The sequence below is a fragment of the Pandoraea apista genome (genome assembly GCF_001465595.2).
Taxonomy (GTDB): Bacteria; Pseudomonadota; Gammaproteobacteria; order Burkholderiales; family Burkholderiaceae; genus Pandoraea; species Pandoraea apista.
Window position 1 is genome coordinate 3,703,824 of the sequence record NZ_CP013481.2, and the last position, 22,148, is coordinate 3,725,971.

Genomic DNA, 22,148 nt, shown 5'->3' on the forward strand with positions numbered 1-22,148 from the left:
GCGGTCGTCGGTATCTTCGTCCGAAGTGTTTTTGCTATACTCTTGCCCTCGCGTCAGGCCTGATTGGCCGACCTGCCCGGATTTGCGCTACGGATGACAACCCTGTCGGCGTTCAGCAGCAAATCTGTAGCAATGGCGACGTGAAACAGCAGGTTGCGGGGTGATCTGGAGTGATACGGTAGGGGTATCACGATCAGCCGGAAAGCCCCGTAGAATAAGGCGATGTCCTTGATTTCAAAGGACATCGCGCCAATGGATAGAATGCAGTCTCTCCCTGTAGTTCAATGGATAGAACGAGTGCCTCCTAAGCAGAAAGAGAGCAGTGGACGGCAAGGCTAAGTTATTGATTTTTATGTGATTCGATACGGTTAACTCCCTCCAAATCCACCCTATTCCAGCCTACTCTTGGAACAATTTTGGAACGTGGGGTATAGAAAAACGTCGCGCAAAAACGAAAACAGGTAGCTCATGGCTACCTGTTTTTTTTCGTGCTTCACAACGAAGACTCAACCTATCGTGACGTCTTGGTGGGCAAGTGTTTTGGCGTCCCCGACACGATTCGAACGTGCGACCCCCTTCTTAGGAGGAAGGTGCTCTATCCATCTGAGCTACGGGGACATGCAACCGCATATCATAGCAGCAGAGACGACCTACAGACAAGAAACGGGTAAGAACTGATCGATCCCAGCCCATTGACTATTTGAAGGGCTCCTACTTGCTTGAAGGCATGGACGAACTTGGTCGCTATAAACCAGTGCCAAGATGCTGGAGGTCAATGTAGGTGATAAGCTGTCCCTGCCGAAGAAGGAAGGGCTATCCCCCTTATTGACCGCAATAATCGCTTAATCGTTACTTTGGTGAGGGGGTGAAGCATGATAGTTGAGCATGAAGGTGAATTTTCTATTCACGGGCCTTACCAGGCCTTCTATATTCAATCCATGCTCTTCAATACCTCGTCTGCACTTCAAGCATGTCAAAGAGCTTCCAAATACATTGAAGCCATCTCCGATGGAAAGATTGGGCCTCAAGACAGAAAAGATGAGCTACTGGATTGCTTGCAAAACTTCATCAATCATAGTGGTGCAGTTGCAAGATACTTCTTCCCCTCGTTTGGTGGCATGAAGAAAGAAAAGAAAGATATCCACCAAAAACGTGCTGCTCACTTGTGTAGGGTTTTTGAAGTTGATGAAAAGAGCCCTCTTTTTGATAAGCAGCTTCGGAATGCCATAGAGCATTTTGATGAGCGACTAGATCGTTACCTTGAAGAAGGCATTGTTGGGCAAATTTTTCCAAGCCTCATTCTTGATAAGCCAGAAGAGACAGAAGTTCCACACCATATTTTTAGAGCCTACTATCTTAATGATGGTATCTATCAGGTTCTAGGTGAGCGGCACCATGTTCAGCCAATCTTGGATGAAATGATAAGAGTCCATGACATGCTGGTTAAGTTTGATGAGAATGGCGGAATGCTTCGTATCCAGTCAAAAAATTGAGTGAGTAGGTGAGCGCTATGAAATTCAGCCTATTGTCGATGAGATAGCTAAAATTCACGATCTCCTGGTGAGGTTTGATGGTGATGGTGGCGTTTTCAGGAAAGCATAAGAGCATCCAATAGGGTGTTTTTTATGCCCAGAAATAATATTGAAAAAATATGAGTTCGAGAATTTATCTTCTGATTAAAGTTTTTGAAAACGAAGAGCATGCAGATGCTTTTTTAAAGAAGGGGGAGATGTTTTGTAGAACCCTTGGGAATTTCAAAAAAATCGAAGATGATGAGGCGAGGGGGGATGCCTATGAGGGAGTTACTGACTGGCATCAGCCAGATAAAGTTTCTTTAGTTCTCTCATACAAAGATAAGGATGGTGTTGATCGCTCATTCCCGCTCAAGGATCTGGCTGGCCCAGTCATTATGCAAAATAGTGGGTATGACCGTCTAAATCTTTACTGCATGTATGCTGTCAAGATTCCAGATTTTGAAGAATCCTACGAAACTGAAGAAGAGAGGGTTCGTGCGGTCGAGAAAATCAATGCGATGCTTAAGGTGCATAGTACTTTGAGTGACGAGATGATGGTCATGGGCAAGTTTGCCGTTGTGATCTATAGAGTTGAGGATTTTGTAAGTAAAATTAAACTTGCTGCGCGTGAACAGGGATATGCCAGTTGGAATGGTTCGGTTAAATATTTTGATCCAGACACGTTCCACGGTAGCTTCAAGGAGCTTGAGTCGGTATTCAGAAAGAGGGATGCTTATTCCTACCAGAATGAGTACCGTTTTGTCTTTGGCTCGCATGAGCCAGAGGGCGCTAAGGTGATTCGGGTGGGATCACTGGAGGGTATTGCCATTAAAATTCCAACCGTTGAATTTAATGATAAGTTTGAGATGAAATTGGCGGAATGAAAAAAGCACCGAATTGGGTGGGTAATACCCCCGTTCATCTGCGAAATGCTCCAACAAAATTGATGAAGGAACTGGGCTACGGTCATCAATACCGATATGCTCATGACGAACCCTAAGCCAATGCTGCTGGGGAGACTCACCTTCCAGACGGCATAGAAGAACCTGGTTGGTATCAACCAGTTCCGAGAGGTCTTGAGATCAAGATAGGTGAGAAGCTTGCCTTGTTGAAGAAGTGGGATGAAGAGGCTGGCAAGAAACAGTAAAAATCATATGAATTTAACTGCTGATAAGCCAATTAAGCGGTTCGTCTTTGGACTGCATGAGAATGAAACAGGTCATGAGGTCATTGCTGTAGTCTTCAATGATGAAAGCAATGAGAAGATTCCTCTGACCGTTGAAAGTCTCTCATGGGCTGCTGGACTGGTGAAGACTCAAGGGGTGAAAGTCAATAGCCTGAATCGTTTGAACTTGGCACATCAGAAGATTTGGGATGAGCTTCTTCACTCAAAGGAAAGCAAAGAGTTTCTTGATAAATTGGTGGTTCAGGCCAAACAAGAAATTCAGCAAAGGCAGCAACTATAATTGACTTTATCCTTGCATTGCATATGTTCTTCTAAAAAGGAGAGGAAAGATTCAGGAGATCCAAAACCAGTTTGGTGGCCGTAACTTGAGCTATTGACCCTAACACTTGTCCAATATAATTCCCAGCGAAAGCAAGCTAAAGAAGAACTCAAACAACCTAAAACTAATTCATTAAATGATATGAGCAATTCAAACGAAAAATCTCTTTACTTTGACATAGTTCGCACTATCTTTAATCTAGTTTGTTTGGTGCTGTTGAATTTATGTGCTTGGATTGTGGTGGCAGTGTTTATTGGTGTCTATCTAAAGGAGAAGGTAGGCACATCCACCAATGCTGATTTCAATTGGTCTTTGCAGGCTGCTCTGCTGATCCTTATCCCATTGAACTGGTTCTACTGGAAAACAAAGGTAAAGGATGGAAAGTGGAAGAACTTGTTCTATCGCACTTGGAAATAGAGTCCCATTGCCAAACAACATAAAAGCACCTTCGGGTGCTTTTTCTTTGCCTGTTATTATTGACTTCTGCTTCTCATTTCGTATGTTGTTCTCAAAAAGGAGAATGGCATATGAAGTGGTTACGAAGATTTTTTAACTGGTTGAAAAGGATTTTTGGAATGAGTGATTTTGAAAAATTTCTCGCTTCATTGGACAAGGTTTTAAAAGAAAATGGAAGCTCTCCAATATCACCAGAAGAAAAAATAGAACTCGAAATCTCATTTAAAGACTGGATGAGTTTTTTGGATTTTTCTGAGGAATTGGCAGAAATTAGGTTCAACAAATTCTTTTACGATGTTCTAGAAAAATATTCTTCAATTACAAAAGAGGAAGTTAAAAAACTAAAGAGACAAGGAATGACAGTAGATAAAATTGTTGAAATTTTAAACAAGAGAGATAAAGATAAAAAAGAAGAGTCGGAGAAAAAGAAGACTGAAAATAAAATTCAATCCATCAGGACTAAGTCTTTAAGCAATCCTGATTCGGCATCAACACCAAAAAATGATTCCTAACCATAGCACCTTCGGGGAATCTTTCATGCCTGCTTTTTTGAAGGGCAGAACTCATCCAACCCCTTGGAGGCACCCGTTGTATCCTTTTTGTGACGCGTACCACAGCCATTGGACGCGAAAATAATCAATAAAAATCAAATGGTTGAGATACGGATTGCGTCCCTTTTAGGGGGCTGTTACATGCGTTTTAAGCCGTGGAACATATCTGGAACAAAAACCAGGCATTGACGAATTCTCCCTATATAAATCAACAACTTATAGAATTAGGGATGGAACCCTCCTAAGCGCTAGATACAGGTTCGATTCCTGTTTTCGGAACCATGAGTTCCTGATTCCGGAACCTCATCGTTCCGGTTTTCGGAACTCAAAACAGACAGATCCACGCGAAGGGACGCATCCCACTTGCTGTACGCCTTGTTAATCGAGAATTCACGGGCGTACCGGCCGGCGCCAACGAGCAAAACGTTCATTTTCACCAGTTCAGCCACGGCCACCGACGTCTGCGTCTTGCTGATGCCGGCGCGCAGTTGGATTTGCGAGAGTGCCAGCTGGTCAGACGTCTTGTTGAAGCCGTAAGTCTTCCGGATAAGCACCATCAGCACTTTGTATTCGTTGCGGCCGAACGGAGCCATCGTGATCGCTTCCAGAAGCTCGTTCGCCACACGCGTGTAGCCATGCTCCAACTGGGGCACGCGAACCTCCGGAAACGGGATGACTTGGGCGGGCTGAGCCATTTCAGACCTTGACGCGGTAGAGCGTCACACCGCGACGAACAGACGTCGACTCGACGTGCCCTGCCGCTTCCAGCGCCTTGATGGACTCGCGCACCGCCGATTCCGACATGCCGCAGTCACGCGCCAGGCGGCTTACCTTCGGGGACGACTCACCAGTCGACATAACGGCGTGGTGGCTCAGCGCGAGCAGCACGATCTTCTCGGTGTGGCGCAGCTCGACGCCCCACGCTTGATTGACTCGGTGTGAACTCATTCAGTGGGCTCCTAGTCTCGTGAGTTGCCGCGCGGGGCGAGCATAAGCAGCGTGGGGGCAAGAATTGCAGCAATGACCGTCAAGGCGATCCAATCCGAAACAAGCAGACTCATCCGTTCACCTCAGTGTTCGCAAGGCATTTCGCCGTTGCTCTGGCGCCGCGCGCCGCACGAAATACAAGTGACAGGCGGTGGCGGCTCGGAAAGAGAGGGGCCAATCACGTCTCTGCTCTCGGTACCCGCCTCGGTAACCGAACTCGACACGTTCATTGCGTACGGCGCCGGGACTCGCAAGCTGCGCATAACCTCTCTCATCCCTGCCTCACGCCGCGCGCGGCATAACTTTCACCCGCCGCTCAAATCCGCATTCGCCACCGCCCTCGCGAGCGCACCGACAGCTCACACCGGTCTCTGCCATGGAGGCCAAGGCATCGAGATACCGCGGCGTCACCATGACGAATCCAGTCAGCCCAATAACGGCATCCAGCTTGTCGATGGGAATGCCGTTCTGCCCCGACAGGAAGCGCGAAACTTGCGATGCGTCCCATCCCAGAACCTCCATCGCAGCTTTCCGCTCATCGCCGGAAAGTAGAAGGCGCAAGGCCCGTTCAATATTTGGCCGTTCAGCCATGATCAATCTCCCTCAATACAAGTTGCGTGCTGTTGCACGTCCAACAACCTACGATGCAAGTCATGTAAAACACGCCCTGCGAGATAAAGATGAGCACTCACCGTCATGCGAGAATGGTGTTTCCACACAACCAGTTCACTCAATCTAGGAGTGCTCATGACCAAGGAACAACTCGACGTAATCGTCGGACTTCTCGTCGGAACACAGACAGCGATTGTTACGCTCTCGGACTACCTTTCGAAAACCGGGGTGCTGAACAAAGACGAGCTATCTGCACACTTCTCAGCCACCGCAGATCTGCTTCCGAACGACCTGCAAAACAGGAATCTCATTGCGATGATTCTTCGCCAGGTTTCTGGAGGGATTGCGTCTGTACAGGAGAGCAGTCCGGAGGCAGAGATTCGGCAGTTGCTGCACTGATTGCGGCCAAAACTTCCGACTGGAATCCATTGAGAAGCGGCGCAGGGATTCGCGTCGCCCTCGATCGCGGAGTAGCTCGAAGGTGTGCCAAAAGCCACGTTACAAAGCTCACTCACCACCTCCGGAAGCGCCACCACCGATTTGTGCCAGATGAAGCGAGCGAAACAACGATGGACTCGCATCACTCACGACGACGGCATCGGTCGCAAGCCCGCAAGCGACTCCAGCGACTTTGATTTGGCTCCCAACAGGGAGCGCCCACTCACTCAAATTTTTGATAGGAATAACCACCTTGGCCCTCTATTTCTTGAGTTACGACCTGCGCAACGCCAGGAATTACCAGCCGCTTTACGACGAGTTGGCAAAATTCAATGCAGTGCAAGTTCTCGAGTCGGTATGGACGTTCGCGAGGTACAACACGACCAGTGAGGCGCTGCGCAATCATTTCAAGGGATTCATCGACAGCGACGACGGGCTGCTCATCATCAAGGCCAGCTCGTGGGCAGGCACGAAGATCAACGGAACTCCGCCGACACCCACAAGCTGGGACTAATCGGGCGAGTCGAAAACCTGCGCCTTCAGCTGGGTCTGTTGGGAGGCGCCTGAACCGCGCTACCGAAGGCGCAGGTTTTCCTACCGAATCCACGCGACATACGCGCCCCAAGGAGTCCAGCCTATGCCGAGCCAGATCCACCACGGGGTTGAAGCGCTGCCACTGCCCTTCCCAGATAAGCGATATGCGAGGCTTCATGCGATATCTCCACCAGCGCCGCCCCCAACACACTCAAGATTTGCGCCCTCGCTGTCTCTTGCAGCGTCGGCGCTCGATCGGTGGCGGGATGTGTCGTTCACAAGCTCAGGCCAAATCAGTCGCCAGTCGTCGGGGCGCAAGTCCCTACGCGTAACGCGCTCGTTCGACTCGCGCTCGATCGACACGCAGAGCTTTTCCCCGGCCTGTCTCTGCCCGTACATAACGTTCCTGAGAAACGCATACGTGGTGCCACAGCGCGCCGCGAATTCTTTGCGATCGTCTATGGAATACGGCTTGAGGAAGTTTTTGAGTTTTTCCATAGAACCAGATTACACCATTCGGTGAAGTACATCAACACCGAACGGTGAATTCACCAAATGCTTACTCCCATGGTGTAATCCGACCCATGACCGACCTATCAAATATCCGCCGCCAGAACCTATCCGATCTCGTCAACAAGCACGGGTTGAGTGAGGTTGCACGGCGGGTCAACAAACCCGCCAGCCAGATAAGCGACATGCTTTCGGGCCGAAAATCATTTGGTGAAAAAGTCGCGCGGGCGATCGAGCAGGCTTGGGGCGGGCAGCTTCCCCCCATGTGGCTCGACCAGCAAGACGGCGGACAGCCGATTTCCGAGATGCGGAAAGTGGAGCTTCCGGCCGAAAAAGGGAACGTACTTGTCTGGGAAAACCCAGAAGATCTACCTGAGGACACTGGCCGCGTGTGGATCGATAGATACGATTATCGATTCTCTGCTGGCGCCGGGACTATCCAGTGGGAAGTGAGGCAAAAGAGGGCTTTGCCTTTCGACGGAAGTTTCTTTCAGAAGATTGGATCGCGTCCACAGGACTGTAAATTGTGCATAGTCCGAGGCGATAGCATGGAACCATATCTCTTCAATCGCGACATGATGATGGTCGACAGCGCAAAAACCAATGTTCGCGATGGACGCATCTATGCTGTGCTCTTCGAAGATGAGGCACTCGTAAAGCAAGTCTTTAAGCAGGTCGGAGGAGGCCTCGTACTGCACTCATACAATTCTTCGAAATATCCCGACAAAGAGGTTCCTGCCGACAAGCTTGAATATCTGCGGATCGCCGGGGAAATTGTGTATCGATCAGGGTCGGGACCCGCGGGCGGCAACTAAACCGAGAGGTAAAAAGTTAATGAGCTATTCTCCTGCCTCGCTTCTCTCCATCTGCGTCGCTGCGGCTTGCTCCGCCATGATTGCGTCGACGCTTCACGCCGCCCCAGGTGATTCGTACGTCGTGCGCGGTGAGCCAGTTGTCGGATGCAAAGACAAAACCTACACTGCGCAGGTCAGTGACTTTATAAAGCGCGGGTATAGCCGTAGTGTTACTTCCGACGCAATGCAGCAAGGGAGGTGCCGCATGCTATCTTCGGCCGATCAACTCAGATTGGTGCGATACGAAACGCTCGCACTCCCCGCGGGAACCTTTAATCTTGCGCTGGTTGCGCAGGAAGTCACCATGAACGACGCGCAGGGCAAGCCATTCACTTTTAGAAGTGAGATCTACGTCCTCAGGCAGTAATCTCCCGACTAAATAATCAGGATTCAGTTCAAACCCGCTCCGGCGGGTTTTTTGTTGCGTCAGAGCAATGACTCCGTTCGTGCCCAAAGCGGCATCCGGAAACCCAACGTCACCCGCCCTCCGAAAATATTTCACCGTTTGGTGTTGACAGGCACTTCACCATTTGGTGTAATTCATTCCAACGCGACACATCGCCGCGCCTCCGGCCCAACCGGATCGCTCTGACGACAGGCTTAGCCTGCCCTCTCGATCAAAATTTGGAATGGGTGAGTCTTCCCCACGGCCCGGCGATTGGGTCGTAAGTCGGACAGGAAGTACCGCGCTAGGCCGCCGTCTTGGGCTACCGGTCAACTTCTGAGTACCCGACAAATAACGCAGCGCCCCGGTCATCGAGTTGATGCCGGGGAACTGCGAAGCTGTATCTGAGGCGGCTTTCTTCCGAGAGCCGCGCCATATACACGAGGAGAGCGACATGGGTACACGAGCGGATTTCTATGTGGGTCGCGGCGTTACCGCCGAATGGCTTGGCAGCGTGGCGTGGGATGGCTATCCGGACGGGTTCGATCGCCCCGGGTTGCTCGACGCCACCACGGAAGCGCAATACCGCGCCGCGGTGTCGGAAGAGCTGGCCTCGCGCGAAGACGCGACCTTGCCCGAAGCTGGGTGGCCGTGGCCGTGGGACAACAGCGCAACGACTGACTACGCCTACGCGTTTGACGGTGAGCGCGTGTATTCGTCGTGCTTCGGTCGCGCCTGGCATGACCTTGCGACGGCCATCGAAGATGAAAGCGACGAAGACGATGCTTCGCTGCGCGCTGTGTTCCCGGACATGAGCGCACGGAAAAATGTCGCCTTTGGCAGCAAAAGCGGCGTAATTGTCGTGCACGGCTGAATTAACCGGACACCTCCCCGGCGAGGGAACGCCCCCGATGATGCAGGCGTGACGGCCGCCAGAGTGCGGCACCCCATCAACTCAGGAGATTTCAATGAAAGGGCTGGCTTTTGAACTGGGCGACGCTGTCGCTCTCACGATGAGCAAGGAGGCAGGTTTCGTGATCGGCCGAGCCGAATACGAGTCCACCGCTGATCAGTACTTTGTTCGATACGTCACTACTGACGGTCGCCAGGTGCGCGACTGGTTCGGTGCCGAAGAGTTGGTGAAGCAATAAGGAATTGATGGGTGGCTCATCCCTCCCTTAACCGGTGGCCTGGTAATCAGGGGTACCGCGCGCGAATGATAATCGATGGCGAGTGACGAGCATCGCCTTCAGCGCGGGAAGAAATACGGGTGCAACAGTGGGATGACGATTGGCTCCCGTAAGGAGCCGCCTCACGCATGCGTTGCTTGGTCTAGCTGGGGTCTGACGGATCGAACCCCCAACCGTAACGGCCAATACGGCGCCACCAAGAGCGCAGTCGTGAGGGTGATTACGAAGTGGCGATTCGTTGACCGGCAGACGGGTGACCCGCACCTGAACGCCGCGAGCCTGCCGTCAGGGTGAGCAGCGCAAGCCGGAGAGAGCCGCCGGCCACCTTCACAGGAAGCGCCCGAAGCCGTGAAACGTGCCAACCAGGGTGGACGTCCGGATCTGAGGGGTAGACAGCCGCGTTATCCCAGGCTGGCGTTCGGTGGAAGCCCGAGCTCCTTCAAGTGAGCAGATCCGCGTCGGCGCGGCGACGTCAAATAGCCCGTATCCCATTTTTCCAGATCTGATCAGGATCTCGGGTCTGCTCTCTTGAGGGTTACGCCTTGGTCCGGCGAGCTTTCAATCTCTGTTTGGCCGTCGCCAAGACTTGGTTATAAATTTCGGTCGACATGGATATTTCTGTGAGCGTCGGCGGAATGACTGGATGCGAGTAGATGTAGATATTGCATCGGTTGTCATCGGATGACTCGTTGACGACCCCACAGTTCACACAAGTGACTGAGATTGAATGATCCATGACTCGAATCTTCGGCCCGTCATCTGATTCGTACACGACCGCCCCAAGACGGGGTGCACGATCTCCATAAACATGTTCCCGAAGCATCGAAGGCGGATGGTGTTCCAGGCTGGAAAGGAACATGTCCAGCGCCGACAGTTCTCGGCGGCATCCACGACAAAAGACGTGATTCTTGAATCGCCATTCGTGCCGCACCTCGCCACCTAGAACATTTGCAATGATCTTGGCCTCATGCGGCTTTATCGGATTCGTAATCTCAAAAGCAACCTTCACGACTTCAACTGCCGTACGTTGGTCAAGCTTTTTCATCGTGGCCACCCCGTATTTTCGCTTTTTGATTAAGGCGTAACGTGCAATCCCACTCCGTCGTCGCAACTGCGATAACAGAGCGGGAACAGCATAGCAGATCCTCTTCTCAGCACGTCTGCGCGCAGCTACGCGCGATCTCCTTCGAGGAACCCAATGAAGCACTTCATCGTGACGGTCTATACGGCCGGTGGCCGCTATCGCGGCGATGGTATCGCTCGCAGTTGGAGCGAACTCGGACAAGCTGCCGCAGCACACTTTGGCGTCGACGCCCTGCGGATCGTTGTGAGGCCCGCGCATGCTTGACCGCATCCTAATCTGGACCGTCAACGGCGCCGACAAGTGGATTCGCGCTCACCAGCCGGCCGCCTGGACTATCTGGGGCGCTCTCCTCGTCGCATGCCTCTATGTGAGGTGGAAGCACGGCGTATGAGCAATGCCCCGAATAGGGCAGCAGCAAAGCGGGCTTGGGATGCCCTGCGCCCTCTCGTGAACATGCGCAACGGACGTTCTCGTCGGCCAGCACTCGTCGGCTCTGCGAGATACCACGAGGAAATCGAGGCGCGCCAAGCGCTCGCCGAAGCACTCGAAGCACACACGCCCGTCCTGCTCGCCGCCCTCGCCTTCTACATCAAGACCGATGCCGCGCGCCGCAACGACGTCGAAGAAGACGCCGAGCGCTGGCGTCACATCGAATCCCACTACCCATACGGCGGACACCCCTCTAAGGGATTCCGAGAACACATCCGTACCGCCGTCGACCGCGAACGAGGAAAGAAATGACCGCCGTACCGTCCTTCAAACAGAAGATCAACGACAAGGAAATCCGCCGCGCGGACGCGATGAAGATCCGCTACGAGGATATCCACGTCGAACCCGGCTTCAATCTGCGCGCGTCGCTCGACCTGCTGGAAGGCGAAGCGCTCGAAGCTGCGAAAGAGGATGACGAGTGCCTGTTCCGCCACATCATGGCCGGCGGCCAGTATCCGGCACTTGAGGTACGGCCTAGGGCTGAGGGTGGCGTGTGGCTAGTTGACGGTCACCGCCGACATGCCGCGATCGGCCGCGCCGACGCTGCGGGCGCGCCGCTCCGCGACAAGGTCGGCGAGTTGATGGTGCGGATTGATGCCTTCGACGGAAACGACGCCGACCGAACTGTCCGGATCTTGTCGAGCAACAAGAATCGCCAACTGCACCCGCTTGAGAAGGCCTTCGGCTATCAGCGCCTGAGTCGGTTTGGCTGGGATAACGCGAGAATCGCTGAGAGTGACCGCGTATCGCCTCAATGGGTCGGAAAGATGCTCGTGCTGGCTGGCGCGAACTCGGACGTTCATCGCCTGGTATTCGCTGGGAAGGCTTCCGCATCGGTTGCGGCAGAGGCCGTGCGACAACACGGCGAAGCTGCTGGAGCATTCCTTTCCGGCGAGTTTGAAAGGGCTTCGGCCGGCGGCAAGAAGAAAGTCACGGCCGGGTCGATCAAAGGGAAGTCGTACCCGCGCAAGGTCGTCAGCACTTATGTCGAACGTGTCGGCTCTTTCGTCTCCACGCTTCCCGAGGCTCAACGCGTCGCGATCACGAAGAGCGAAACTGACTTTCAGGTTTCTGTGAGTGCCAAGGCCCTGCGCGAGCTTCTCTCCGCGCACTCGGACATCAGCGCCGCGCCGGGAGTCTGACTATGCGCATCTGGATACCGAAATTCGTCGCAAGCGCGATCATCGCTCGTGCTCAGCGGACGCCGTACTTCGACCTCAAGGGCTACATGCAGCGGTGGTGGGTCAAGAAGCCCCGCGGCCATGATGCCAGCGCCGCCGAGGACGGCCGGCGCGACACCAGTTGGGGCGCTCGCGTGCATCGGACGATCCGCAGCGACGCCGGCCGCGATCTTCACGATCACCCCTGGTGGAACATCTCAATTGTCTTGCGCGGCGGTTATTGGGAAATCATGCCCACCGAGCAGGAACAGCCCGCGCGCTTGGATTTCCGGCCTGAGACGACACTGTTGCGCGGATATCGCCGCGTCTGGCGCGGTCCCGGCTCGATCGTTTTCCGGCGAGCTACCGACCGACACCGACTCGAGATCCCCGACGGCGGAGAAGCGTGGTCCCTTTTCATCATGGGGCCGTGGCAGCGCAACTGGGGCTTTCATACGCCGTGTGGGTGGGTGCCGTGGCGTGAATATTTCCAGCCGTAAGCGCCCCCTGCGAACTACATGGCTCCTTGTTGCGCCATAAACCGGCGGACGCTGATCGTCGGATCAGCGCCCGACATGGCGACGACAATAAGCGCTCCAATCAATCTGGCCTCAGACCTAGCGGCGTCCTCACTGCCCACCACTTCAACGACGTTATAGAAGGGTCCGAGGAGCCACTCGTCTACCACGGGTACAGGATTCTCCTTCCTGAGGGCTTGCCGGAGCTCCGCGTGTACGGCGGGAGATATGCCTCCCAATTGATGCGCGACGTGCAATGACTGCTCGATAAACGATCTAGCAGTCGCAAGCTTCTTGTGCCCTGACATCTCGGCGTAACGCTGCCGCCAAAGCGGGAGTGTGAGGCGCGTCATGAGGTTCGCTTCCCTATTTTGCTTCCACACATAGAGAAAACCCAGGGCTGCCAACAGCACAACGCAAATGACAACGACACCAGTGTCCATTGATCCCCCCATTGTCAAATAGGTCGGAATCCTATCATGACTAGCTACATGGCCCCCCGCCCCGAAGGGCTGAATACCGATCCTGCGCCGCCGTCTGTGGTGCAGACGCTAACGCATCAGCGCAAGAGCTTCCACCTGTGCCTCGATGTGCGTGGAGCGCTTATGAACTGGAAGCCCCGCGACTTCCGGGGCATGTTCAAGCACGACGACGGCCGCATGATGACGCCCAACGAGGCGAAGGCCGAACTGCTTGATGAACTGTCGCGCGGCCACAACTTCATCCCGTTCGGCAAGTGCGACAACTTCGATCACAAAGAACATGGCTGCATGGGCCATCCCGTCATCCCGTCGAATGAGGTGGAAGTATGACCTGCACTCAAGAGAGATTCCTGCAAGACGCTGCCACGCATCAAATGACGGTGATTCGTGACGACGGTGTCAATCGCCACATAGCGTTTCGACGTGCAGAGGGCGGCTCATCTTACTGGTTCGAGATCCTGACGTGGCCCGGCGCACTGTGCATCCGTGGTGACATGGGCACTTACGTCTTCTCGCGGCTGACCGACATGTTCGAGTTCTTCCGCACTGACGATCGGGGCGACCCGGCCAAGCTGTATATCAATAAGGGCTACTGGTGCGAGAAGCTCCAGGCTGTCGATTGCGACGGGTACGGTCGTGGCCGCGCCGACGAATTCTCGTACGAGAAATTCGAGAAGCGCGTGACGGAACGTGTCGAGAGCCATCTGGAAGACGCCGAAATTTCCGATGAACGCCGCGCTGAACTGATGGCAGAGATTCAGGAAGAGATCCTGTCGCCGGTGCTCGACCACCGGGACGAAGGTGACGCGTTCAGGCGTATGTGCGATTTCCACGCCGCAGACCTCCCAGACCTCTTCACCGACTGCTGGGAATGGAACTGCAAGGAATACACCTTCCATTTCGTCTGGAACCTGTACGCAATCGCATGGGCGATTCGCCGGTACGACGCCGCGAAGAAAGCGGCTACCGAAACCTCGGAGATCGCAAATGCCTGACCACAAGACCGTGACGTTTGACGCGAGCCAGTGGCAATTGGTGCCGAAGAAACCCACGCAGGATATGGTGACCGCTGGCTTTGAATCGGAGCCTGACGAGGCTTTCAGCGAGCCCAAGGTTTGGGAAGCGTTCGAGAAACTCTCGGGCTGCCAACAGGCCGCGCACAAGGCCACTCTCTGCTACCGCGCGATGCTCGAACATGCCCCCACGCCAGCCGCACAAAGCGCAGGGCAAGAGGCGGTATTCACGCTACGCAAGCGCGGTGACGATTTCGACGTGACGAACATCACGCCGGGATATTCCGCGCTGCCCGAAGGTGAATACGCGCTCTACGCCGCGCCCGTGAATGGCGGCGAGCGCGAATGCGGAAATGCTGACTGTGGCTGGGTAGGGCCGACAAGCGAAACCGTTCATCCGAAGCATGACCGGTCGACGTTGCTTTGCCCGCGCTGCCATGAAACTACCGAGTCGAATGCCGCAGATGCGCAGCAGTCGTTCCTCGGCAAGTGGTCTGACACCATCAAGCAGATGCCGATGGGTGCCGCTGACGCGCAGCAGGCATGCAGCCCGTTCAAGTGCGACGCGGCCCAGCGCGACGGCGTTCTGTGCGCCGACGATGAGTGCGACCGCGCGAACGGTGTTCGTCCGGCAGATGCGCAGCAGGTTGTCGCCCAGCCTGCGCACGAGCAAGCCGCGCGTTTCGCAATCGACGGTGCCATCAGCTACGGCATGCAGGGCGTACATATGCCGCCCGACCGTGATCACTGGCTTACCGAGTATTGGGAGATCGGGCGTAAGTTGGCCGCCCTCTCGTCTCCCGCGAAGGCGGGCGGGGATGAGCCGAGCGACGCGGAAATCGAGCGTCTGGCGCTGGAGCATATCGCCCCGCATGCGAAGACCTTATTCCCGGACAAGGATTACAAGGAAACCGAGCAATTCCGGCGGGTCAAGGCGTACACGCTTGCCATGTTCGCAGCCCGCTCCCCGCTGTCGGCGGATGGCGGGGATCGCAAGGATGCGGAGCGGTATAGGATCGTCCGCCACAAAGTGTGCATCGTCGGAGATGCATTTCACATCATTAATCTCCGGCCTACCTATGTAGCGCCAGATGCCGGTGCAGAATTGGACGCAGTTGTCGACGCCATTGCCGCCAAGGCGAAGGGGGATGCGTGAGCTACGCCGAACTTGACGCCGCAATTCTCAAGAGCGTGTCGGGGGGTTATGTGACCTATTCCTACTTGATCTCAAAGCACGGAAGACTTGCCGACTCTCTCGCTAAGCCCGATCACGTCGGCGAGCGCAACGGCTGGCGCTTGATCGACCGACGCCTACAGGCACTTCGCAAGCGCGGTGAAATCACGTTCTCCCGAAAGGAAGGATGGACAATCGCCGCCTCGCAGGCAGCGGAGGAGCGGAAATCGTGACGCTACAAACCGATCACATCGACATCTCTGTCGCGCCCCTCGATGATCTCTATACCACGCTCAAAGCCACCTGCGATGGCGGCCTCGGGCGTTCCAAACTGGCATGCCGCGTCGGCGAAGTTTCGGCGTGTCGCAACCGAGTCACGAGCATCGCTCATACCAAGGCGGCAGATATGTGCCACGTAGCCCCATTTGACCTGCTCTGGCGGTGGCGGTGGTGGGCTGAATTCCGGGTTCGGCATAACCCAAATCTCGAATCCATCGTGTTCGTGCTTGGTCCACATACCGGCCTCCTTTCGTTTCGAGGAATCCTAGCATGATCAGAGATCAGTTCCTTCTCGACATTTCCGACGAGTTGATCATCGATAACTTCGCCGGCGGCGGCGGTGCGAGCTGCGGCATTGAACTGGCGCTGGGCCGCCACGTCGACCACGCGATCAACCACGATCCCGAGGCCGTGGCCATGCACGCGATGAACCACCCGCAGACCGAGCATCACTGCGAATCGGTGTGGGACGTAGACCCGCTCGCGCTGACACAAGGTCGTCCTGTGGGCCTCGCCTGGTTCTCGCCGGACTGCAAGCACTTCAGCAAGGCCAAGGGCGGCAAGCCGCGCGACAAAAAGATTCGCGGGTTGGCGTGGGTAGCGATGCGCTGGGCCGCACTGGTGCGTCCGCGCGTCATCATGCTTGAGAACGTCGAGGAATTCCGGACGTGGGGCCCAGTGCTCGCGGATGGCTCTCCGTGTCCAAAGCGCAAAGGCGAGACATTCCACTCTTTCGTCCGTCAGCTTGAGGCGATGGGGTATGCGGTAGAGCACCGCGAGCTGCGCGCCTGCGACTACGGTGCACCGACGATCCGCAAGCGCCTGTTCCTGATCGCGCGTTGCGACGGCAAGCCGATCGTGTGGCCCGAGCCGACCCACGGCGCGCCCGGAAGTGTTGCCGTGGTCGCCGGCGAACGCAAGCCGTGGCGGACCGCCGCCGAGTGCATCGACTGGTCGATCCCCTGCCCGTCCATCTTCGAGCGCAAGAAGGAATTGGCCGAGACAACGCAGCGCCGAATAGCGCGGGGCATGCGCCGGTACGTCATCGACTCGGCCGATCCGTTCATCGTGAAGGTGAACCACGGGTACGACTACTTCCGGGGTCAGCCGCTCGGCGAACCGATTCAGACGCTGACCGGCAAACACGGATTCGGCCTGGTCGCGCCGCACCTTACCAAGTTCCGCACCGGCTCGACAGGATCGGATCTACGCGAGCCGGCGCCGACCATCACCGCAGGCCCGAAGGAAAACCCGGCTGGTGCAGCGCACGCGCTTGGACTTGTCGTGCCGGTACTGACTGAGTGCGCGAATGCGTCGACACAACGCTCGTGGCCGGCGGACGAGCCGCTCCGCACTCAATGCGCCGAGGTCAAGGGTGGGCACTTCGCTCTCGCAGCGGCATTCCTCGCGAAGCACTACGGCGGGAATTACGACGGGCCCGGTGTCGGACTGAAAGAACCGGTCAGCACAATCACGACGGCCGACCATCATGCGCTGGTGTCGTCGCATATGGTCAAGCTGCGCGGCGAATGCACGGGGAGCGCCACCGGTGAACCGGTGCCGACCATTTCAGCACAGGGCAACCATATCGGTGAGGTACGCGCGTTCCTGGTGAAGTACTACAGCGAAGGCGGTCAGGATCAGGACTGCCGTGACCCGATGCACACGATCCCGACAAAGGACCGCCTCGGCTTGGTCACCGTCGCCGGCGAGCAATACCAGATCGCCGACATCGGCATGCGCATGCTCGAGCCGCACGAATTGTATGCGGCGCAGGGCTTCCCATCGACCTACGTCATCGCCCCCGAATTCAACGGCAAGCGCCTCGCGAAGCATGCGCAGGTTCGCATGTGTGGCAACAGCGTCAGTCCGCCGATGGCAGCCGCGCTCGTGCGTGCGAATGTGCCCGAGTTGGCTGCGTGGACGCCGAAGGAACGAAAGAGGTTGGCGGCAGCATGACCACCCACCCGGCCACGGCAAAAAGAAGCCCACGGCATTGCGCGGGCTGAGATCCGATCACCAGGGGCATTTCGGCTTACGGTCATTTCAAGCTACGCCCTTTTTTGACGGCCATTACTAAGGAATACCCGTGTGGCTCGATATCAAACGACCGCTTTAATGAATGAACGAAGCACTGGAAGAGATTCTGCGGGTCACCGCACAAGCATGGAGGGTTCTGAGAAATGAGTGACACTTTCCTCTCAGCCGAAGAAGTAGCAGAATTGTCCGGAGTGCGTACCGGACGCCGCGGGAAATCCCGTGAGGAATTACAAGCAACGTGGCTTCGATCTGCGGGCATCCCGTTTTGGACGAACGCCCGCGGACGACCCATCGTTGCCAGATCTGCAATTGAGGGTCGCCAAGCTGCCGCAGCAGCGGAGCCGCCCAGGAAGAAATGGCAACCCCCAACCCTCTCGCTCGCGGGCTAAGAAATGGGACGCAAACCAACCGTCAATACGAATCTTCCCCCGCGCATGCGGGCTCGAGTGCGGGGAAAGAAGACATACTATTTCTTCGACGCTGGTGGTAAACCCCGAAAGGAAATCTCGCTGGGCACCGATTACGTGGAGGCTGTGCGCCGCTGGTCAGAGCTAGAGCAAACGAAGGCACCCACCACACCGGGGCAGACATTCGACGTAGCCGCAACGAACTACGTAGCCGAAGTCTTGCCGACTAAAGCTCCCCGGACACGCTCCGATAACGTCAAGGAACTCGGTTTCCTGCGCGAATTCTTCGCCGGCGCCCCATTGGACGACATCGAGCCAACAGCTATACGAGGGTATTTTCGCTGGCGCGCCCAGAAGGCGCGGCAATGGTACGAAGATAAGAAGCGCGAGGTGCCGGCAGATGCGGGGCATGTGCGCGCCAATCGCGAGATCGCCCTGTTCTCGCATATCTTCAACTACGCGCGGGAGAGCGGTCTGACAAGCGCTCCGAACCCGGCTGCTGGGGTTAAGCGAAATTCTGAGGATGGGCGTGACGTTTACGTCGAGGATGACGTTTTCGCCGCCGTGTACAAGGCCGCTGATGCCCCGACGCGAGACGCGATGGACTTGGCCTATCTGACAGGTCAGCGTCCCGCCGACACACTGAAGTTCGATGAGCGGAACATAAACGGCTCCGACGAGTTGGAGATTCAGCAGGGCAAGACCAAGAAGAAGCTACGCATCGCAGTCGAGGGCGAACTGGCAGCACTCATTGAGCGAATCCGCGCGCGCAAGCGAGGGTATAAGGTCGTGAGCACCGCGCTTGTAGTCAACGAATCGGGGCAGAGACTGACCTCCGACGCGCTACGCTCACGCTTCGACAAAGCGCGTGCAGCCGCCGGCATCGATAAGGATCGGTTCCAGTTCCGCGACCTTCGCGCAAAAGCAGGGACGGACAAAACCGACTCGGCAGGTGACATCCGCCAGGCGCAACAACAACTCGGTCACTCGTCGGTAGTGATGACCGAGCGATACGTGAGGCAGCGCCGTGGCGACAAGGTGAAGCCGACCCGGTAAACCGTTCCGCAAACGGCACATGAACAACGGTTTTATGCGGGTTTCGGGGCGATATTTTTGGAAGATTTGCGGAACTATATCAAGGACAAGCTCATTGATTTTATTGATTTTTTTCATGGACTTTTAATCCGTTGGTCGCAGGTTCGAATCCCGCACGGCCTACCAAACGAATTCGAGGGGTTGCGAGAAATCGCAACCCCTTTTTGTTTTGTGATGTGTGCATTTCTGCCTTCGCTCGCGGACTTCGGCCATGCGGTCATCCCCCTCCCTCGTTGTGGCCGCCCGCAGCGTCACGAACGGCTAGCCGGACGTCGTGCCGATTCTCCCCTTTCCACAATCCAGCGCAAAGAAAACCTGCATCGGGATCCGGCATAACGGCCGCCCTGTTTCAGACACCGCCGAATCCCCGCTTACCGCCAACTCGCTACGGCTTTTCGCGTGGAAGTGTGTTCAATCATGCTCCCCAACGCGCGATTGCCGCCACTGGGATCCAGGGTCAAGTTTTCTGGGACATGAAGCGGGGTGAGTCATCTTTGATTCATGGAAGATCGGACTTTTTCTCCGATCTTCCACGATGGCAGCCTTTCTCATTTCTCGCCGAGGCGCGTTACCGCGCCGCTCCCTCCTCGCGCTTTCAGTCGGTGCATTGTTCTCCCAGCCGGCCTTCGCCGCCGATCCGGTGAGCGCGGACGCCCCCATTCTTTTCTGGCTGCCTCAGGCCAACTCAACGAACTCCGTAGCCATGAGTGCCGACGGTTCCACCGTGATCGGCACCTTCACAATGCCAAGCGGCACGCCCGCCTTTCGCTGGACAAGCGCCACGGGTATTGAGCAGATCGGTGCGTTAGGCGGGAACAATGCGTCACCGACAGCCGTGAATGCCGATGGCAGCGTCATCGTCGGGAATACCGGCGGCGGCGCCTTTCGCTGGACAAGCGCCACGGGCATGCAGCTCCTCGGCACGTTCGGCGGCAACGCCTCCGACGCGAAAGCCGTCAGCGCCGACGGCGCAGTGATCGTGGGCACCAGCGATTTGAGTGGCTCAAGCGAACAGCACGCATTTCGCTGGACGGCCGCCACGGGTATGGTGGATCTGGGGACGTTGGGCGGCACCAGTTCCACAGCGAATGCCGTCAATGCCGACGGCAGCGTGGTGGTCGGCACAGCCACGACGGTTACTGAGACGCGCGCCTTCCGATGGACATCGGGTGCGGGCATGCAGAATCTCGGCTCGCTCGGCGGCAGCCTCTCCGATGCCCGGGCTGTCAGCGCCGACGGTTCCGCTGTCGCAGGTATCGCGAACACGGCGACGAGCGCCACACGTGCATTCCGATGGACAAGCGCCACGGGCATGCAGGATCTCGGCACGTTAGGCGGAAGCGACACCTATTTCGGCGCAATGAGTTCCGATGGGTCAACCGTCGTCGGAGGCTCGCTGACGCAGGGCAACCCTTACATGCACGCGTTTCGCTGGACGAACGCAACAGGCATGGTCGACCTCGGAACGCTGGGGGGCCCCCTGTCTGCGGCGGTCGCAGTCAACGCCAACGGTGCCGTCGTCGCGGGGATAGCGTACAACGCACAAGGCGACTCGCGCATCTTCCGCTGGACCAGCGCGACAGGCATGCAAGATTTGGTAACGCTTCTGACGAACGCCGGCGTGAACATGCGGGGCATCATCCTGAGCTCCGTCACGGGCATTTCGGCAAACGGGCAATACATCGCCGGAGATGGCGGCACACCGGCGACAAGCGGCGTTGGTCAGGTCTACCTCGTTCGCTACATCGACGCGACGGTCTCGCCCAAGCCGAACCCAGACCCGGACCCCTCAGGCACACCGGGAAGCGGGTCAACCCCCACGACACCCTCAACGCCCTCAACGCCGGCCACCTCTTCCCCGCCGGCGAACCCCGTGATCGCCGGTATCACCACACCATCATCGGTTCAGGCCTCTGCCAATCAGGTGGGCAAAGCTCGCCAGAGCGTCATGGGACAAATGCACGGTTTTGCCGACCAGATGCTGGGGGAAGGAAAAATCTCCGACTCGCCGAGCGGCGTGGCGGCCTTTGGCGCCGTCGGCTCGTTGGCAGCGGGCATCACGGGGCATTTGAATCTGGCGCCGTTCGAACTCGTCGCTGGCGTCGGCTATGCCTCGGAGAGCTATGCGGATACCGAGATGAGAGGCGCTTTCACGGCGGCGGCGAAGCTGCGATATGCGCATATGTTCGACGAGCGATTCGGATGGTTCGGTGAGCTCGGCGGCTTCTTCTCGCCCGACAGCAACTACCGCTTTTCCCGCAACTACGCCAATGGCTCCGGCACGGCAACGGGGAGTGCCAGCGCGTCGGGGCGGCAAGCCTATGGATTTGGGCGCCTCGGCATGCTCATCAATGTGACTGCCAACGATCAGTTGACACAATCGATCGAACTCGGGCGTCAGGTCTTGCGCACGTCGTCGTACAGTGAAGTGCTCTCGCCGGGCAACCCGTTCGAAGCGAGTATGGGGGCCTCCTCGTCCACGATGAACTTGCTCAAAATCAGGGAGAAATGGGTACACGCCTTCACGTCGACCGTCGACGCCGCAGTCTGGGGCGCATGGGCGCATGGCTTTAGCTACCGTGACGGCTCGCGACTGAACGTGAGCGGCGTCGGCAGCCTCTCGCCGCAAGTGTCGAGCCAACTCAATTGGTTCGAGTACGGCGCCCGGGTGGGCTACAAGATGAGTCGGAAGGCGAAGGTGTCGGCATTCGTCAACGGCGTGAGCGGCGGCGACGTCGGCTCGCGCACGCATGTTGGCGTGAATTTCGAAATGTTCTTCTGAGCCGATTCGAGGCGGGCGGATCTCCGCCCGCGCGTGCCTCGTCGGGAACACCTTCCTTGCAGATTTTGCTTTGTGTCGTCATCTTGCGG

30 protein-coding genes, 1 tRNA gene and 1 pseudogene are annotated in these 22,148 nt (G+C 56.5%); 24 read left to right on the top strand and 8 right to left on the bottom strand.

Annotated features, from left to right (window positions below; genetic code table 11):
• Positions 1-541: 541 nt before the first annotated feature.
• A tRNA-Arg gene (locus AT395_RS16815) sits at positions 542-618 on the bottom strand.
• A 254-nt stretch (positions 619-872) separates the two neighbouring features.
• Between AT395_RS16815 and AT395_RS16820 the strand changes: the two genes are divergently transcribed.
• The 5 genes and pseudogenes from AT395_RS16820 to AT395_RS25645 all read left to right on the top strand — a co-directional run bounded on the left by AT395_RS16820 (position 873) and on the right by AT395_RS25645 (position 3,987).
• Positions 873-1,493 (top strand): hypothetical protein, encoded by a 621-nt coding sequence (locus AT395_RS16820; RefSeq protein ID WP_042116822.1) that lies wholly within the window; start codon positions 873-875, stop codon positions 1,491-1,493.
• A gap of 158 nt (positions 1,494-1,651) precedes the next feature.
• Positions 1,652-2,398 (top strand): hypothetical protein, encoded by a 747-nt coding sequence (locus AT395_RS16825; protein ID WP_048629818.1) that lies wholly within the window; start codon positions 1,652-1,654, stop codon positions 2,396-2,398.
• 29 nt (positions 2,399-2,427) lie between these two features.
• Positions 2,428-2,661, top strand: a pseudogene (locus AT395_RS16830) (AAA family ATPase); the annotation flags it as partial.
• Positions 2,636-2,980, top strand: coding sequence for a hypothetical protein (locus AT395_RS16835; protein WP_125347666.1), 345 nt, complete (start codon positions 2,636-2,638; stop codon positions 2,978-2,980). The pseudogene AT395_RS16830 and the gene AT395_RS16835, both read left to right, overlap by 26 nt.
• Positions 2,981-3,594: 614 nt before the next feature.
• Positions 3,595-3,987 carry a hypothetical protein gene (locus tag AT395_RS25645; RefSeq protein ID WP_125347668.1) on the top strand — a complete coding sequence of 131 codons (393 nt, stop codon included), beginning with the start codon at positions 3,595-3,597 and terminating at the stop codon, positions 3,985-3,987.
• Positions 3,988-4,274: 287 nt separating this feature from the next.
• On the opposite strand, the gene AT395_RS16840 is transcribed toward AT395_RS25645, so the two are convergent.
• The 3 genes from AT395_RS16840 to AT395_RS16850 all read right to left on the bottom strand — a co-directional run bounded on the left by AT395_RS16840 (position 4,275) and on the right by AT395_RS16850 (position 5,604).
• Entirely contained in the window at positions 4,275-4,721 is a 447-nt protein-coding gene (locus AT395_RS16840) for a replication protein (protein ID WP_048629820.1), read from the bottom strand.
• Position 4,722: 1 nt separating this feature from the next.
• A complete protein-coding gene (locus AT395_RS16845; protein ID WP_048629821.1) occupies positions 4,723-4,974 on the bottom strand; it encodes a helix-turn-helix domain-containing protein in 252 nt (83 codons plus the stop codon).
• Positions 4,975-5,295: 321 nt separating this feature from the next.
• Entirely contained in the window at positions 5,296-5,604 is a 309-nt protein-coding gene (locus AT395_RS16850; RefSeq protein WP_048629822.1) for a hypothetical protein, read from the bottom strand.
• 156 nt (positions 5,605-5,760) lie between these two features.
• Here AT395_RS16850 and AT395_RS16855 point away from each other — a divergent pair, with 156 nt between their 5' ends.
• A complete protein-coding gene (locus AT395_RS16855) occupies positions 5,761-6,024 on the top strand; it encodes a hypothetical protein (protein WP_048629823.1) in 264 nt (87 codons plus the stop codon).
• Between the two features lie 292 nt (positions 6,025-6,316).
• A complete protein-coding gene (locus AT395_RS16860; RefSeq protein WP_048629824.1) occupies positions 6,317-6,577 on the top strand; it encodes a hypothetical protein in 261 nt (86 codons plus the stop codon).
• A 194-nt stretch (positions 6,578-6,771) separates the two neighbouring features.
• On the opposite strand, the gene AT395_RS16865 is transcribed toward AT395_RS16860, so the two are convergent.
• On the bottom strand, positions 6,772-7,095 hold the full coding sequence (locus tag AT395_RS16865) for a transcriptional regulator (RefSeq protein ID WP_072632854.1): 324 nt from the start codon (positions 7,093-7,095) through the stop codon (positions 6,772-6,774).
• Between the two features lie 86 nt (positions 7,096-7,181).
• Between AT395_RS16865 and AT395_RS16870 the strand changes: the two genes are divergently transcribed.
• From AT395_RS16870 to AT395_RS16885, 4 genes are all read left to right on the top strand, one after another.
• Positions 7,182-7,922 carry a S24 family peptidase gene (locus tag AT395_RS16870; RefSeq protein WP_048629825.1) on the top strand — a complete coding sequence of 247 codons (741 nt, stop codon included), beginning with the start codon at positions 7,182-7,184 and terminating at the stop codon, positions 7,920-7,922.
• Positions 7,923-7,941: 19 nt separating this feature from the next.
• Positions 7,942-8,328 (top strand): hypothetical protein, encoded by a 387-nt coding sequence (locus AT395_RS16875; protein ID WP_048629826.1) that lies wholly within the window; start codon positions 7,942-7,944, stop codon positions 8,326-8,328.
• 472 nt (positions 8,329-8,800) lie between these two features.
• Positions 8,801-9,220, top strand: a complete 420-nt coding sequence (locus AT395_RS16880; RefSeq protein ID WP_048629827.1) for a hypothetical protein — start codon at positions 8,801-8,803, stop codon at positions 9,218-9,220.
• Between the two features lie 94 nt (positions 9,221-9,314).
• Positions 9,315-9,497 carry a hypothetical protein gene (locus AT395_RS16885; RefSeq protein ID WP_048629828.1) on the top strand — a complete coding sequence of 61 codons (183 nt, stop codon included), beginning with the start codon at positions 9,315-9,317 and terminating at the stop codon, positions 9,495-9,497.
• A gap of 574 nt (positions 9,498-10,071) precedes the next feature.
• Here AT395_RS16885 and AT395_RS25650 read toward each other — a convergent pair.
• Positions 10,072-10,581 carry a hypothetical protein gene (locus AT395_RS25650; RefSeq protein ID WP_156219777.1) on the bottom strand — a complete coding sequence of 170 codons (510 nt, stop codon included), beginning with the start codon at positions 10,579-10,581 and terminating at the stop codon, positions 10,072-10,074.
• A 153-nt stretch (positions 10,582-10,734) separates the two neighbouring features.
• Between AT395_RS25650 and AT395_RS25655 the strand changes: the two genes are divergently transcribed.
• From AT395_RS25655 to AT395_RS16900, 4 genes are all read left to right on the top strand, one after another.
• Positions 10,735-10,884 carry a hypothetical protein gene (locus AT395_RS25655; protein ID WP_156219779.1) on the top strand — a complete coding sequence of 50 codons (150 nt, stop codon included), beginning with the start codon at positions 10,735-10,737 and terminating at the stop codon, positions 10,882-10,884.
• A 123-nt stretch (positions 10,885-11,007) separates the two neighbouring features.
• Complete coding sequence (locus AT395_RS16890; RefSeq protein ID WP_048629829.1) at positions 11,008-11,361, top strand: hypothetical protein; 354 nt, start codon at positions 11,008-11,010, stop codon at positions 11,359-11,361.
• Positions 11,358-12,251 carry a ParB/RepB/Spo0J family partition protein gene (locus AT395_RS16895; RefSeq protein ID WP_053086413.1) on the top strand — a complete coding sequence of 298 codons (894 nt, stop codon included), beginning with the start codon at positions 11,358-11,360 and terminating at the stop codon, positions 12,249-12,251. The genes AT395_RS16890 and AT395_RS16895 overlap by 4 nt, the downstream gene beginning before the upstream one ends.
• Positions 12,252-12,253: 2 nt before the next feature.
• Positions 12,254-12,769 (top strand): hypothetical protein, encoded by a 516-nt coding sequence (locus AT395_RS16900; protein WP_053086414.1) that lies wholly within the window; start codon positions 12,254-12,256, stop codon positions 12,767-12,769.
• Positions 12,770-12,783: 14 nt separating this feature from the next.
• Here the strand turns inward: AT395_RS16900 and AT395_RS16905 are convergent, their stop codons facing one another.
• The gene (locus tag AT395_RS16905; protein ID WP_048629830.1) at positions 12,784-13,230 is read right to left on the bottom strand and encodes a hypothetical protein; all 447 of its coding nucleotides are present in this window, start codon (positions 13,228-13,230) and stop codon (positions 12,784-12,786) included.
• A 36-nt stretch (positions 13,231-13,266) separates the two neighbouring features.
• Here AT395_RS16905 and AT395_RS16910 point away from each other — a divergent pair, with 36 nt between their 5' ends.
• The 4 genes from AT395_RS16910 to AT395_RS16925 are packed head-to-tail and all read left to right on the top strand — an operon-like array spanning position 13,267 to position 15,689.
• On the top strand, positions 13,267-13,599 hold the full coding sequence (locus tag AT395_RS16910) for a hypothetical protein (RefSeq protein WP_058375219.1): 333 nt from the start codon (positions 13,267-13,269) through the stop codon (positions 13,597-13,599).
• Positions 13,596-14,264, top strand: a complete 669-nt coding sequence (locus AT395_RS16915; protein WP_048629832.1) for a hypothetical protein — start codon at positions 13,596-13,598, stop codon at positions 14,262-14,264. Before AT395_RS16910 ends, AT395_RS16915 begins: the two co-directional genes overlap by 4 nt.
• Positions 14,257-15,438 carry a hypothetical protein gene (locus AT395_RS16920; protein ID WP_053086415.1) on the top strand — a complete coding sequence of 394 codons (1,182 nt, stop codon included), beginning with the start codon at positions 14,257-14,259 and terminating at the stop codon, positions 15,436-15,438. Before AT395_RS16915 ends, AT395_RS16920 begins: the two co-directional genes overlap by 8 nt.
• Positions 15,435-15,689 carry a hypothetical protein gene (locus AT395_RS16925; protein ID WP_048629833.1) on the top strand — a complete coding sequence of 85 codons (255 nt, stop codon included), beginning with the start codon at positions 15,435-15,437 and terminating at the stop codon, positions 15,687-15,689. Before AT395_RS16920 ends, AT395_RS16925 begins: the two co-directional genes overlap by 4 nt.
• A 2-nt stretch (positions 15,690-15,691) precedes the next feature.
• Here the strand turns inward: AT395_RS16925 and AT395_RS16930 are convergent, their stop codons facing one another.
• Entirely contained in the window at positions 15,692-15,973 is a 282-nt protein-coding gene (locus AT395_RS16930) for a hypothetical protein (RefSeq protein WP_048629834.1), read from the bottom strand.
• A gap of 32 nt (positions 15,974-16,005) precedes the next feature.
• On the opposite strand from AT395_RS16930, the gene AT395_RS16935 reads away from it, so the two are divergent.
• From AT395_RS16935 to AT395_RS16950, 5 genes are all read left to right on the top strand, one after another.
• Entirely contained in the window at positions 16,006-17,694 is a 1,689-nt protein-coding gene (locus AT395_RS16935) for a DNA cytosine methyltransferase (protein WP_048629835.1), read from the top strand.
• 224 nt (positions 17,695-17,918) lie between these two features.
• Positions 17,919-18,164: a DUF4224 domain-containing protein gene (locus AT395_RS16940; protein WP_072632856.1), complete on the top strand. Its 246-nt coding sequence runs from the start codon at positions 17,919-17,921 to the stop codon at positions 18,162-18,164.
• Positions 18,165-18,167: 3 nt separating this feature from the next.
• Positions 18,168-19,238 carry a tyrosine-type recombinase/integrase gene (locus AT395_RS16945; protein ID WP_048629836.1) on the top strand — a complete coding sequence of 357 codons (1,071 nt, stop codon included), beginning with the start codon at positions 18,168-18,170 and terminating at the stop codon, positions 19,236-19,238.
• 57 nt (positions 19,239-19,295) lie between these two features.
• Positions 19,296-19,613, top strand: a complete 318-nt coding sequence (locus AT395_RS25660) for a hypothetical protein (RefSeq protein ID WP_156219782.1) — start codon at positions 19,296-19,298, stop codon at positions 19,611-19,613.
• 199 nt (positions 19,614-19,812) lie between these two features.
• On the top strand, positions 19,813-22,059 hold the full coding sequence (locus AT395_RS16950; RefSeq protein ID WP_072632857.1) for a hypothetical protein: 2,247 nt from the start codon (positions 19,813-19,815) through the stop codon (positions 22,057-22,059).
• Positions 22,060-22,148: the final 89 nt, after the last annotated feature.

Bases quoted from the DNA above. Each gene is read 5' to 3' on its own strand.
- AT395_RS16850 (WP_048629822.1), bottom strand. From the start codon at position 5,604: ATGGCTGAACGGCCAAATATTGAACGGGCCTTGCGCCTTCTACTTTCC.
- AT395_RS16855 (WP_048629823.1), top strand. From the start codon at position 5,761: ATGACCAAGGAACAACTCGACGTAATCGTCGGACTTCTCGTCGGAACA.
- AT395_RS16900 (WP_053086414.1), top strand. From the start codon at position 12,254: ATGCGCATCTGGATACCGAAATTCGTCGCAAGCGCGATCATCGCTCGT.
- AT395_RS16915 (WP_048629832.1), top strand. From the start codon at position 13,596: ATGACCTGCACTCAAGAGAGATTCCTGCAAGACGCTGCCACGCATCAA.
- AT395_RS16895 (WP_053086413.1), top strand. From the start codon at position 11,358: ATGACCGCCGTACCGTCCTTCAAACAGAAGATCAACGACAAGGAAATC.
- AT395_RS16880 (WP_048629827.1), top strand. From the start codon at position 8,801: ATGGGTACACGAGCGGATTTCTATGTGGGTCGCGGCGTTACCGCCGAA.
- AT395_RS16840 (WP_048629820.1), bottom strand. From the start codon at position 4,721: ATGGCTCAGCCCGCCCAAGTCATCCCGTTTCCGGAGGTTCGCGTGCCC.
- AT395_RS16935 (WP_048629835.1), top strand. From the start codon at position 16,006: ATGATCAGAGATCAGTTCCTTCTCGACATTTCCGACGAGTTGATCATC.
- AT395_RS16950 (WP_072632857.1), top strand. From the start codon at position 19,813: ATGGCAGCCTTTCTCATTTCTCGCCGAGGCGCGTTACCGCGCCGCTCC.
- AT395_RS16910 (WP_058375219.1), top strand. From the start codon at position 13,267: ATGACTAGCTACATGGCCCCCCGCCCCGAAGGGCTGAATACCGATCCT.
- AT395_RS16885 (WP_048629828.1), top strand. From the start codon at position 9,315: ATGAAAGGGCTGGCTTTTGAACTGGGCGACGCTGTCGCTCTCACGATG.
- AT395_RS16920 (WP_053086415.1), top strand. From the start codon at position 14,257: ATGCCTGACCACAAGACCGTGACGTTTGACGCGAGCCAGTGGCAATTG.
- AT395_RS16820 (WP_042116822.1), top strand. From the start codon at position 873: ATGATAGTTGAGCATGAAGGTGAATTTTCTATTCACGGGCCTTACCAG.
- AT395_RS25655 (WP_156219779.1), top strand. From the start codon at position 10,735: ATGAAGCACTTCATCGTGACGGTCTATACGGCCGGTGGCCGCTATCGC.
- AT395_RS16845 (WP_048629821.1), bottom strand. From the start codon at position 4,974: ATGAGTTCACACCGAGTCAATCAAGCGTGGGGCGTCGAGCTGCGCCAC.
- AT395_RS16875 (WP_048629826.1), top strand. From the start codon at position 7,942: ATGAGCTATTCTCCTGCCTCGCTTCTCTCCATCTGCGTCGCTGCGGCT.
- AT395_RS16945 (WP_048629836.1), top strand. From the start codon at position 18,168: ATGGGACGCAAACCAACCGTCAATACGAATCTTCCCCCGCGCATGCGG.
- AT395_RS16825 (WP_048629818.1), top strand. From the start codon at position 1,652: ATGAGTTCGAGAATTTATCTTCTGATTAAAGTTTTTGAAAACGAAGAG.
- AT395_RS25650 (WP_156219777.1), bottom strand. From the start codon at position 10,581: ATGAAAAAGCTTGACCAACGTACGGCAGTTGAAGTCGTGAAGGTTGCT.
- AT395_RS16930 (WP_048629834.1), bottom strand. From the start codon at position 15,973: ATGTGGACCAAGCACGAACACGATGGATTCGAGATTTGGGTTATGCCG.
- AT395_RS16940 (WP_072632856.1), top strand. From the start codon at position 17,919: ATGAGTGACACTTTCCTCTCAGCCGAAGAAGTAGCAGAATTGTCCGGA.
- AT395_RS16870 (WP_048629825.1), top strand. From the start codon at position 7,182: ATGACCGACCTATCAAATATCCGCCGCCAGAACCTATCCGATCTCGTC.
- AT395_RS16905 (WP_048629830.1), bottom strand. From the start codon at position 13,230: ATGGACACTGGTGTCGTTGTCATTTGCGTTGTGCTGTTGGCAGCCCTG.
- AT395_RS16865 (WP_072632854.1), bottom strand. From the start codon at position 7,095: ATGGAAAAACTCAAAAACTTCCTCAAGCCGTATTCCATAGACGATCGC.
- AT395_RS16890 (WP_048629829.1), top strand. From the start codon at position 11,008: ATGAGCAATGCCCCGAATAGGGCAGCAGCAAAGCGGGCTTGGGATGCC.
- AT395_RS16835 (WP_125347666.1), top strand. From the start codon at position 2,636: ATGAAGAGGCTGGCAAGAAACAGTAAAAATCATATGAATTTAACTGCT.
- AT395_RS25645 (WP_125347668.1), top strand. From the start codon at position 3,595: ATGAGTGATTTTGAAAAATTTCTCGCTTCATTGGACAAGGTTTTAAAA.